The sequence below is a fragment of the Streptomyces sp. NPDC059582 genome (assembly GCF_042735715.1).
In the GTDB taxonomy this organism is placed as follows: Bacteria; Actinomycetota; Actinomycetes; order Streptomycetales; family Streptomycetaceae; genus Streptomyces.
The window spans coordinates 34,086-45,380 of sequence record NZ_JBHWCC010000066.1; the positions used below are offsets into that span (position 1 = coordinate 34,086).

An 11,295-nucleotide genomic window follows, 5' to 3' on the forward strand; every position below is an offset into this window, starting at 1 on the left:
CACGACTGTCAGGCCGCCGCGTGGCGACGAGGTCGGTAGCGGGAGGCGATGGTGGCGGTCAGGGCCTCGACGGCGTCGACGGTTGCGGTGCTCAGGCCGACGGCGCGGCTGGTCGTGACGCTGGCGGCGCCGTCGGACGCCTCGGCCAGCAGGCCGGAGCGGGTGGTGAAGGAGTTGAAGACGGACCGCAGTGCCCCTGGGGTCACGGTCTCGGCTCCGGCGGCGGCACGGGCCAGCGCGGAGAGGTGTTCGTGCAGCGGATCGACCAGTTCGGTCAGTTCCGGCACGGTGTCCTGCGGGGTACGCGGCAAATGTTCGCCCAGCAGGGTGGCGCATCCGGCGACCGTGGACACCTGAGTCCTGATCTGTTCCAGCTGCGCGCCCGACCAGGGGCTGCGGTGTTCGGCCGGCTCGGCGTGCGACTGCTCCACCGCGGCCTCCAGGTGCTCCCTGACCTGCCGTGACCGCGCCCGTAGCGCGTCGACGGCCACCGTGTCGGTGGCCCCGACGTCGGCGTAGCCGGTCAGCAGCTCGGGCAGCAGTCGGTCCTGCACCCGCAGCCACTCCGCGAGCAATCCCGGCACCCGCCGGGTGGACCAGGTAGGCCAGACCAGGAAGATGAACACGGCGAGCGCGGCGCCGACCACCGTGTCGGCGGCGCGCGCCCACGCAGTGGGCCCGGGCAGCCCGCCGACGTGGTGGATCAGGAAGACGATCCAGGTGGTCAGCCACAGGTTGAGCATCAGTTGCCCGGTCCGCAGGGTCACGAACGATGCCGCGGCCAGCACCACCGCCAGGACCGCGAGGCCGCCGGGCGACCAGTGCGGCAGGGACAGCGCCCAGGCGACGAGGCCGCCCAGTACGGCTCCGGCCGCCCGTCCCCAGCCCCGGGCGATGGTGTGTCCGTACTCGGGGAAGAGCACCAGCAGCGTGGTCAGGGCCACCCAGAAGCCGTGCGCGGAGATGCCCAGCCCGCCCCACCCGCCGATCGACCGTCCGATGATCTCACCGACCACCACGCCCGCCGCGAGCCGCACCGCATGACGGAAGATGGGCGACTGGGGATGCAGTTGCGCCCGGATCCGCCGGGCGGTGCGTGCCACGGAGGGGGTGCCCGCGTACAGGCCCGGCACCTCGGTGTGGGGTTCCAGTACGTCGCCGAGGCGGTCGTCGGTCGAGCGCAGGGCCAGCTGCTCGGCGGATTGCAGCCGCGCGACCAGGTCGCGCGGGCCGCGTACGGGCGAGGCGGCCGCCCACGACTCCAGGAGGGCGCGGACCTCGTCGGGAGCGCGGTGCTCTCGGCCGGAGGCCACCGTGCGGGAGATGCTGCCCAGCGCCTGAGCGGCGGCGGCCAGTGCCTCCTGGTCCCCGGCCGCCGACGTCGCGGGTACCGTCAGCCGCACGGTGTGCAGCGCGCGGCGGATGCGCTCGGCCTCGCCCAGCAGTCCGAACATGGCCGCCGCCGCCGGTCGGCTGAACTGCGGCAGTACGTCCAGGGCCTGCCGGGCCGCGGTGAACGGAGCGGACCCGCCCAGGGTGGCGGGACCGGCCGCGTCCGCAGCCTTGGCGAGCGACTGGTACAGGGCCGCCAGGGTGCGGCGCTGGGAGGCGAACCTCGGACCGTACGGCGGGAGCAGGTGCACCACCACGACGAGCCCGCTCCCGACCGCGATCCATCCGGCGATCACCAGGCCGCCGTGCACGTCGGGAGCGAGATCAGCCGTGATCATCAGCCCGATGACCGCGAGGCACGCCCGAATACCGGGCGCGACGCCCAGCGTCCGCCACAGCCCGGCGGCGAACGCCGCGACCGCGAGCAGCAGCAGGAACAGCCAGGTGGTGCCGTGCACCAGGGCTCCCAGCACCGCCATCGCGCTGAAGGCCGCGGCCATCCCGAGCGCGTTCACCACAGGGTGCCGCAGCGGGCTCAGCAGCGTACCGATTCCGCAGATGAAGGCACCGACGCTGGCCATGGCCCCGGCGACGGGGTCGTCCAGCAGCAGGCCGAGGATCGTGGCGAGCAGCACGGCCAGTACGGCCCGTACGATCGCCGACGGGGCGGCGAATGCCCGTTGGATGCGCAGCCCGTCCCGCCCGATCGTGATCAGCGACGACCACCAGCGCATGTCCGGGACTCCTTAGGCGGCAGGGCGCGGAACCAGCACTCTTATCGTCTGCCAGCCCCGGCTCGACTGCCACTCGTGCCGTGCAGGGTCCGATGCGCGTAGCGGATGCACCGCCGGAAAGGGGTGGAGTTCCAGCGCAGGGCCGATGGTCGCGGCTTGGTCGAGGAAGAGACCTTGCCAGGGCGCGGAGTTCACTGGCCATCACCCGATTCGGCCTGTCGATCAGTCGGTCAGTGAAGAATGCTCACCGCGCGAGCGATCACCAGAAGGGATGTCAGGAGGGCGGCGACGCTTTGGACACTCATCAACAACTTCGCACGCGTCGACAGGGGCATGGTGTCGGTCGGGCTGAAGGCTGTCGAGTTGGTCACGGAGATGTACAGGTAGTCCGCGAGGGTCGGAACCCAGTCGGAGGTGCCGCTGGACCCGTCGGCGACTTCCTGCACCGCGTCGTCGTTCTCGTCCTGCGAAAAGCGGAAGTCCGCCAAGGGCAGAGCGTCGCGGGGGGCTTGGGTGCGGGCGACGGGCCCGCCCCGGTCCAGTTCCCAGTAGGCGAGGCCGAAGGCGATGATGTTGGTGAGCCAGACCTGCAGTGCGGCGACGAGCAAGGAGCGGCCGTCCTTCACGTCGGCGTAGATCAGCTCGTGAACGAGGATGCCCAGGGCGGTGAGGTTGCTGGCCGCGATGATGAGGACGAGAGTCAAGGAGAGGAACCGGAAGGCCGTGGTCTGCCGGGTGAGCCGCTTGGGATTGATCGCGACGAGCGGCACCAGAAGCAGTAGTTCCAATGCGGGCATCACATAGCGGGGTGCGACCAAGAGTTGCTGCGGCAGGCCTACGTACAAGGCGATGGCGATGACTGTGGCGACCACGCCAGGCAGCCGCGCTTCACCGCGGCGCTCGTGCCTGGGGTGCCTCGTTCGAGCTTCGACGCGGCTCTTCGCCATGGGAGTTGTCCTTGCGTGTGCTGCGCGTAGAGGGGCAACGGATTGTAACGTGATCGCATGAGGGCGCCGGCTGCGTGCGTACCCGGACCATTCCGCATCCACCATCACGCACCGCTTGATCCACCATCACGCACCGCTTGATCAAAATCACCGAATCACCGGTTCGTCGGGCGACAACGCGGGTTCGGCTCTTCCTCGGGCTGCTGCCATCCCGCTGGGCACCGCTGGTGCGGTGCGTGTCGCGCACGACGCGGTTCCGTCCGCGGAGCGTCTCCCGGCGGCCCGAGGACCTGGTGGCCATCAGACCCACCGTGTCCGCTGCGCAGACGTGGGTACCCGGGCGGCACCCAGGGGCGCGAGCCCACGAACACCCCCGGGACGGCGATGAGCGGACCGGACAGGAGAGTGGCATCGGGTGCGCACCGTCGGAGTGGAGGAGGAACTCCTTCTCGTCGACCCGGAGACCGGGCGGCCGAAGGCCCTGGCGTCCGCGGTCCTCGCCCGGGCCGCCCAGGAGGACCCCGGACAGGACGTGTTCGAGAAGGAGCTGTTCGGGCAGATGCTGGAGTTCGCCACACATCCGCAGTCGGAGATGGCGGACCTCGGGGCCGAGATCGTGCGCTGCCGGAGGAAGGCGGCGCGACACGCCGGTGAGATCGGGTGCACGGTCGCGGCGCTCGCCAGCTCGCCCCTCCCGGTGAGCCCCTCGCTCAGCGTGAACGAGCGCTACCGGTGGATGGCCGAACACTACGGGATCGCAACCCGGGAGCAGCTGGTGTGCGGCTGCCACGTACATGTGTCGGTGGAGTCCCCCGAGGAGGGCGTGGCCGTGGTCGACCGGCTGCGTCCGTGGCTCGCGGTGCTGTGCGCGCTCAGTGCCAACTCGCCCTTCTGGCAGGGGCGGGACACCGGTTACGCCAGCTACCGCAATCGGGTGTGGGGGCGCTGGCCGTCGGCGGGGCCGACAGAGCTGTTCGGCTCGGAAGAGCGGTACCGCCGACTGGTGGCGGACATGGTGGCCACCGGGGTGATCCTGGACGAGGCGATGGTGTACTTCGACGCACGCCTTTCCGCGCGATACCCGACGGTGGAGGTCCGGGTGGCGGACGTGTGCCTACGGGCGGACACCGCCGTGCTCGTCGCCTCGCTGGCCCGCGCGCTGGTCGAGACGGCCGCGCGGGACTGGCGGGCCGGGCTGCCGCCGCCCGACCACAGCGTGTCCCTGCTCAGGCTCGCGGCCTGGCAGGCCGCCCGTTCCGGCCTGGAGCAGGATCTGCTGGACCCCGCGACCATGCGGCCCAGGCCGGCCGCGGACGTGCTGCGCTCACTGGTGGAGCACGTCGGGGCGGCGTTGACCGGGAGTGGGGAGGCGGCATGGGTCGAGGAAGGTGTGGCGGAGCTGCTGCGCGGTGGCAACGGCGCCGGCGAGCAGCGGCGGCTGCTGGAGCGCACCGGCAGCCTGCGGCGCGTCGTCACCGAGTGTGTGCGCCGCACCCAGAGCTGAACCCGGCGAGCCGACCGTGGCGACGCGGGTTCGAGCGGCTCGATGCGGCACGCACGACAGGCACGCACCCGCCGTGCCTTCGGCAGGGACCGCGTCGTTGAACACCGGGTCCCGGCCATGAGCAAAGCGAGGTCTGCGTGAACACTCCGACCGGCCTTTCGGAAGACGGCGTTGGTGCCCTCCAACATCTGAAGGAGACGCGGGGGATCAACACGGTGATCCTCAGTTATCGGGATACCGCGGATGACCTGGCCCTAGAGGTCGAGGGCAATCTGACCCATGACGAGCTGATCCAGGCGTTGCCCGCCGACGAGCCGCGCCTGGTCGTCCACGAACTGTCCTTCGCCAGCGCGGAAGGCACACGCAGGAACGTGCGGCTCGTGATCTTCTGGATCCCCGCTCTCGCCGGAGGGCAGGAGGAGGCCTACACCGCCGGATACACGGCGCTCAAGGAGTTCCTGACAGACGTCCATGTGCATGTCACGGCCAGGCGGAGAGAGCACTTGGACTACCGAAGGCTCGTCGCCCTCGCCGGCTGAGCGCTCTTTCACGTCGCGGTGGCCGTGATCGGGATCCGTTCCCGGCGGACGCCCTACGCGGGCTCGCCCGGCTGAGGGCCATGCCGCCTGAGCAGATAGCTCACCACCGCGTTGGCCACCGCTACCAGGGGTACCGCGACGACGGCGCCGCCGATGCCGGCCACCAGGCCTCCCGCGGCCACCGAGAGGATCACCGCCAGCGGGTGCACCCGTACCGCACGTCCGAGGATGAAGGGCTGCAGGATGTGGCCCTCGAGCTGCTGTACGGCTAGCACGACGAGCAGCACCAGAAGCGCGGTGAACACGCCTTGGGCCAGCAAGGCGACGACGACGGCCAGTGCTCCGGAGACCACCGCGCCGACCAGGGGCACGAAGGCGGCGGCGAAGATGACGACGGCGAGGGGGAGGGCGAGGGGCACGTCCAGGAGGTAGATGCCCAGGCCGATGCAGACGGCGTCGATGAAGGCGACGATGACGGTGCCGTGTACATACGAGGTGAGGGTGCGCCATGCCACGGGACCGGCGCCCGCGAGTGCGGGGCGGGCGGGAGCCGGAACGAATTTGAGGGTCCATTTCCAGACCCGGGATCCGTCATAGAGCAGGAACAGCGTGCAGAACACGGTCAGCAAAACGCCGGTGACGAGCTCCACGAGCAAGGTGACGCCATGGATGCCGACGGACGTGAGCCGTTCGCTGCTGAAGCCGATGCCGTCGCTCAGTTTCTGGGTGAAGTCGTTGATCTGCGCTTCCGTGATGTGGAAGGGGCTGTTCAGCAGCCATCGTTTGAGCCCCTCGACGCCGCCCTGCAGTCGGCCGGAGAGGTCGTCCAGGTTGTCCATCACCTGCCAGACGACGAACCACCCGACGAGCCCGAGGAGGACGAATCCGCAGAGCGCGGTCGAGGCGGTCGCCAGTCCCAGCGGCACCCGGTGCTTGTGCAGACGGGCCACGGTGGGCTGCAGGAGCGCGGTGATGAGGAGGGCGGCCACGAACGCCAGCACGACCAGACGCACCGTGCTGATGGCCCGTCCCAGCACCCACAGGGAGGCCGCGATGACCAGGAGGCGCCAGCCGGCTTCCGCGGCGACCCGCACGCCCCACGGGACGGCCGCAGCGGGCTCGGGTCTGTTAGCGACGGAATAGCCACGTTCTGAAGGCGATGCCGTCTCCGGGGCGTCGTCGTCGTGCGCCGTCGCCGACCGGTGACGCGCGTCCGCCTCCTCGACCTTGGCGCGAAGGTGCTCCCACCATTTCCAGAACCTCACGGCCGCACCTGTTTCTCAGAAGGGAAGGACTATCGCTACGGGTGCACCGCCCGGAAGGGTGGGCATCGCGGCCATCGCCTGCGAGCACAGGGTGAGATTCAACAACAGCCGCTGCCGGACATGTCCGCTGCCGGGACGGCGAGGCCGCTGGATCACCTTGATGGGCCACACATCAGTAGCGCTGTGAGCGACCGCATCAATGCGGGGTGCGCAGCCCGTCGATGAGTAGGGCGACCATGCGCTGGTTGTACTCGGGTCCTTCGCCGGGTACGGGCATGCACAGGTTGGCGATGGCGTACAGCAGGTCATGAGCGCTGACGTCGTCGCGGACGGCTCCGCCGGCTGCCGCGGTGTCGAGCAGCGAGGTGAGAGCGGGACCGACCTTCTCCAGGAAGTAACCGGGCAGCGCCGCGTAGGCGGGATCGCCCGAATGGAGGGCCGGGGCCAGTCCTCGTCTGGTCCCCAGGAACTCGGTGTACCGGCGCAGCCACTCCACGAGCGCCTCGCTCGGCTCGTGGACGGCGCTGAGCCGCGGCCCGGCCGCGGCGCAGGCCTCGATCCCGTCCGCCACCACCGCCTTGACCAGGTCTGAGCGCAGCGGGAAGTGCCGGTAGAGGGTCCCGACGCCGACCGAGGCCAGGTCGGCGATCTCCTTGGCCGGTGCGTCGACGCCGGATGTGTCGAAGACGGTCCTTGCGGCCTCGATCAGCGCGTCCACGTTGCGCTGTGCGTCCGCGCGCATACGGCGAGGCGGCGGCCCTGCCTCATGGTCCCTCCGGTTGCGTAACCGGAAAGCCTCTCCACATAGTTCCGGAAAGCCATTCTGCTTAGCGGCAGGGTAAGGCATCCACGGGTGCTCCTCCACAACCCCAGGAGGGGGCGCCCGCCCGGGAAGCCGCAAGCCTGCGTCGCCGCCCCCTCGGCGCACGCGCAGCTGCCTGACGCTCCGCACTCCCGCCGTGACCTCGCCATCACCTGCGCGATCGACGGCCGGTGGGCGATCGCGGAGCGAACAGCTCGGCTTCGGGCCGCCGCGTGCCGAGTTCAGGCTCCAGCCCGCCTCCGACGCCGGTCGGACGCCGTCCGGCGTCCGCACGCCACGCCTCGAACGCCCAGGTGGTCAGGGCGACCACGGCGCATCCGAGGAGCCAGCCGCCCACGACGTCGCTGAACCAATGAACGCCCAGCGCGACACGGGTGAAGCCGACACCCGCCACCGAGACGACAGCGCCTGCCCAGCACAGCGGACGCCAGACACGCGGGACCAGTGGCAGCAGGACCAGGAGCAGGATGGCGAACGACGTGGTGGCCGTCATCGCGTGCCCCGACGGAAAGGAATAGCCAGGGGCGTGCGCCACCGGGTCCTCCAGGGACGGCCTGGCACGCTCCGTCACTGCCTTGACCAGCCAACCGATCAGTCCACCGGCCACGGCGGTGACAGCCGACCAGGCCGCCAGGCGCCAGGCCCGGCGGTACAGCAACCAGACCGTGAGCAGTGCGACCGCGGTGCGCAGCGTGACCGGGTCCCACACCCGGTCGGACAGGAAGCGCAGGGTCTCGGTCCAACTCGGGTGATCGACGGCGATGGCGTGCAGCCGTCCCGCGGCACCAGAGTCCAGGCGTCGCAGCGGTTCCCACCGGCTCTTGACCAGGACGAGCAGCAGCCCGAAGGGTACGGCGCCGGCCGCGGCGGCCGCGGCCGCGCCCAGGAGGTGGACTCCGTAACGGCGGTCGGCGCCGGGCCGCCTGGCGCGCAGACGCCGAGCGGAGTCAGGCACAGGCATTCACACTCCCGGGTCGTCGTGGACCGGGCCGGGGCGCAGCGCCCGGGAGGCCTCCAACTGGGCGGCGAAGGAAAGCCCGAGGAACAGGGCGATAGAGGTCAGGTAGGCCCACAGCAGCAGTGACATGAAGGCGCTGAGCGGCCCGTACACCGTGTCGAACGACCCGCTGATGTCGAGGTAGAGGCTGAACAGCCAGGTCAGCAGGGTCCACAGCACCAGATAGACCGCCGCGCCGAAGGCGAGCCAGGTGTAACCGGGCTGTTTGCGGCGCGGTGACCTGCGGAAAATGGCGCTGGCCGAGATGAGCGCCAGCAGGAATCCGAAGGGCCAGCGCAGAATGCTCCAGGCGGTCTGCGGTACCCCGTGGAGGTGATAGACGACGCCGGCCGCGGCGGCGAGATCCTTGCCCGCGACCATCACGACGAAGCCGAGACCGAGTGGCAGCCCGGCGCTGACAGACATGACGAGGCCGCGAAGGTACTTCCGGTGGAAGGGCCGGTCGCGTTCGTTGCCGTAGATGCGATTGGCGCCCCGCTCGATCTGGCACATGGCGGTGGTGATGTTGACCAGGGAGAAGCCCAGACCGAACCAGAGGGCGACCTGGGCTCCGTCGCCCCCGCCGTGACGGCTGCGGCGCAACGCGTCGTCGACCACGTCGGCGCTGGGTCCCGCGACGATCCGATGGATCGTCAGTTCCGCGAGTCTGCCGATGTCCTCGGTGTGCAGGGAGGCGGACAGTCCCACGAACGCGATGGCCATGGGGATGACCGAAAGCACCGTTTGCAGGGCGAGAGCGCGGGAGTGACTGAAGCCGTCGGCGTACCGGAAGCGAATGAAGGAGTCGCGCACAAGCGGCCAGCGGCCGTAGCGACGCAGTGATGCCAGTGCCTCGTCCGCGGACAACTCGTCGCCCAGCATGTCACGGGTCACGGGCACGTTGGTGGCGGTTCCCATTCAGCGCTCCCGGTCGGGAAGCATGACGGTCAGCGCGCCGGGTGCGACCTCGGCGGTCAGCCGCAGGCCGCGCGACACAGTGTCGCCGTCGAGTTCCCGGGGCTGCGGAGCGTCGAAGGTCACTTCGGCTCGCCGGAAGACGAAGGACTCCACCGGCCCACTCGCTTTGTTGCCGTTGCCGTTGCCGTTGCCGTTGCCGTTGCCGTTGCGGTTGCGGTTGGCGTTGGGGTCGCCGCTACTCGCGGCGGCTGTCGTGCTGGCGGAGTTGGCGGCGGTGGTGGCGGCGACGGTCCGGCCGACGGTCTTTGCCCGCGCCGCCTTTCGCCCGCCCCTCAGTACCGCGCCCAGGGCTCGGATCCATCCGGCGGGGCCGCGCGGGTCGAGGACCATCAGGTCGAGAACCCCGTCGTCGGGGCGTGCGGCCGGCAGGAGTGTCACGCCGCCCTGAACCGTGCCGACATTGCCCACGAGCACCATGCGCGCGGTTCGGCGCAGGAGCGGTCCGTCGTCGAGGCGGATCGTCACCTGTACCCGGGGCGTGCGCAGGACGCCGATGCCGGCCAGTACGTACGCAGGCCAGCCCAGGGCCGACTTGGCCCGGTCGTCGGTGTGTTCCATCATCGCGGCGTCCAGTCCGGCCCCCGCCATGGCCGTGAAGTACGTGGGGGCGAGGTTGTCGCCCACGACGCGTCCAAGGTCGACGGGGCGCGGGCTGCCGCGGAGCGCCGCGTCCAGCGCGTCGGCCGGTACCAGCGGCAGGCCGAGGTTGCGGGCGAGCAGATTCCCTGTCCCGCAGGGCACGATCGCGAGCGGGATCCCGCTCGCGGCCAGGGTGGCGGCGACATTCCGTACGGTGCCGTCTCCGCCGCAGACCACGACCAGCCGGGCACCCTCGGCCACTGCGCGGGCGGCCTGTCCGGCGCCGGGGTCGTCCGCCGTCGTCTCGATGAACTCGGCCCCGTCATGGCCGTGGAGCTCGAGGACCTGCCGCAGCGCTTCGCGCTCGTGCTCCGCCGTGACCGTGGGGTTGAGGATCACTGTGGTGGCGCCCGGGACGTACGAGGTGCGCCCAGAGGAGTCCGTGACACGCTGGGCGACGCCGGAGGACGGGGGCGCGGTCACTGTCTTCTCGACGAGCAGGGCACGGCCCACGATCAGCAGGGAGAGGCTGCCGTTGGCCAGGCCGCCCAACACGTCGGTCGGGTGGTGCATGCCGCGGTACAGCCGGGAGACACCCACCAGGAGCGGGATGATGAGCAGCACTACGCCGACACCCTTGCGCCACGCTCCGCTCAGCCGAGGAAGCAGGACGACGGCCAGCCCGGCGTACAACGCTGTGGCCGCCCCGACGTGACCGGATGTGTAGCTGGAGGTGGGAGGCGAGGCGTCCAGCCGGTCGACGTCAGGGCGATGTCGGTCGACTGCGGTGGTGATGACGAGGAAGACGAGTGCCTGAAGGGAGACGGCGAGGGCGAGGAAGGAAGCCTGCCGCCACATCGGCAGCCGGGGTATCAGCACCAGGCCCCCGCACGCCAGCAGGGCCAGGACGACCACCGTCAGCGTGTTGCCGGCCTCCGACCCGACGGAGGACAGTGCGGTGAGGGCGGGCGTGCGGACATGTTCGAAACCCTCGTTGACCCGGTCCTCCACGGTCAGTGGCCACATCCGGTGTGCCGGACCGGTGATGAGCAGCCCCGCCCCGACCATGAGCGCGGCCTGACACAACGTCAGTGCACCGATGCGCGCCGATGTCCGTCCCAGACCCAGGGGCAGCGCGTACGAACGTCCTTCACGAGGCGCGCCGGTAGATCGGCCGGACTGCTGAGCGGTTGGTTCGGGTACGGCGGTCGGCATCGTGGCTCCCACAGTCAGCGCATCGCCTACGCGTCTCGGCCGGATTCTTCCTCCATGTCGACCGACGTTTGCCCCGACTGCGCACTCTCAGTCCTGCCAGGGCTGGGCGTTCGGGCGTGTCCGGAGCCGTCCGGAGAACGGCGGCGCCGGTGGACGTTGCCCGCGGGACGAGGACGAGGACGAGGACGAAGGCGCGGCGACTTCGGGGTCGATCGAGGCGCGGCTGCGATCCCGGATCCCGGATCCCGGATCCCGGATCCCGGATCCCGGATCCCGGATCCCGGATCCCGGATCCCGGATCCCGGATCCCGGATCCCGGATC

The 11,295-nt window shown here is 70.5% G+C and carries 9 protein-coding genes; 2 read left to right on the forward strand and 7 right to left on the reverse strand.

Translation table 11 applies throughout. The annotated features are described in order from the left end of the window. Positions 1–8: 8 nt before the first annotated feature. Both ACFV0T_RS36925 and ACFV0T_RS36930 read right to left on the reverse strand, forming a co-directional pair. Positions 9–2,126: an FUSC family protein gene (locus tag ACFV0T_RS36925; RefSeq protein WP_385789096.1), complete on the reverse strand. Its 2,118-nt coding sequence runs from the start codon at positions 2,124–2,126 to the stop codon at positions 9–11. 230 nt (positions 2,127–2,356) lie between these two features. Then, entirely contained in the window at positions 2,357–3,073 is a 717-nt protein-coding gene (locus tag ACFV0T_RS36930; RefSeq protein WP_385789098.1) for a hypothetical protein, read from the reverse strand. Positions 3,074–3,488: 415 nt separating this feature from the next. Here ACFV0T_RS36930 and ACFV0T_RS36935 point away from each other — a divergent pair, with 415 nt between their 5' ends. Together ACFV0T_RS36935 and ACFV0T_RS36940 are read left to right on the forward strand one after the other, a co-directional pair. Then, positions 3,489–4,577, forward strand: coding sequence for a glutamate--cysteine ligase (locus tag ACFV0T_RS36935; RefSeq protein ID WP_385789100.1), 1,089 nt, complete (start codon positions 3,489–3,491; stop codon positions 4,575–4,577). A gap of 137 nt (positions 4,578–4,714) precedes the next feature. After that, positions 4,715–5,116 (forward strand): hypothetical protein, encoded by a 402-nt coding sequence (locus tag ACFV0T_RS36940; RefSeq protein ID WP_385789102.1) that lies wholly within the window; start codon positions 4,715–4,717, stop codon positions 5,114–5,116. A 53-nt stretch (positions 5,117–5,169) separates the two neighbouring features. Here the strand turns inward: ACFV0T_RS36940 and ACFV0T_RS36945 are convergent, their stop codons facing one another. The 5 genes from ACFV0T_RS36945 to ACFV0T_RS36965 form a co-directional block, all read right to left on the reverse strand. Next, positions 5,170–6,381 (reverse strand): AI-2E family transporter, encoded by a 1,212-nt coding sequence (locus ACFV0T_RS36945; protein ID WP_385789104.1) that lies wholly within the window; start codon positions 6,379–6,381, stop codon positions 5,170–5,172. Positions 6,382–6,577: 196 nt separating this feature from the next. After that, positions 6,578–7,123, reverse strand: coding sequence for a TetR/AcrR family transcriptional regulator (locus ACFV0T_RS36950; RefSeq protein ID WP_385789106.1), 546 nt, complete (start codon positions 7,121–7,123; stop codon positions 6,578–6,580). 229 nt (positions 7,124–7,352) lie between these two features. Continuing rightward, a complete protein-coding gene (locus tag ACFV0T_RS36955) occupies positions 7,353–8,165 on the reverse strand; it encodes a phosphatase PAP2 family protein (protein WP_385789107.1) in 813 nt (270 codons plus the stop codon). Next, positions 8,166–9,119, reverse strand: a complete 954-nt coding sequence (locus ACFV0T_RS36960) for a YihY/virulence factor BrkB family protein (RefSeq protein WP_385789109.1) — start codon at positions 9,117–9,119, stop codon at positions 8,166–8,168. Next, the gene (locus ACFV0T_RS36965) at positions 9,120–10,973 is read right to left on the reverse strand and encodes a diacylglycerol kinase family protein (protein WP_385789111.1); all 1,854 of its coding nucleotides are present in this window, start codon (positions 10,971–10,973) and stop codon (positions 9,120–9,122) included. It abuts the gene before it with no gap. Positions 10,974–11,295 lie beyond the last annotated feature (322 nt).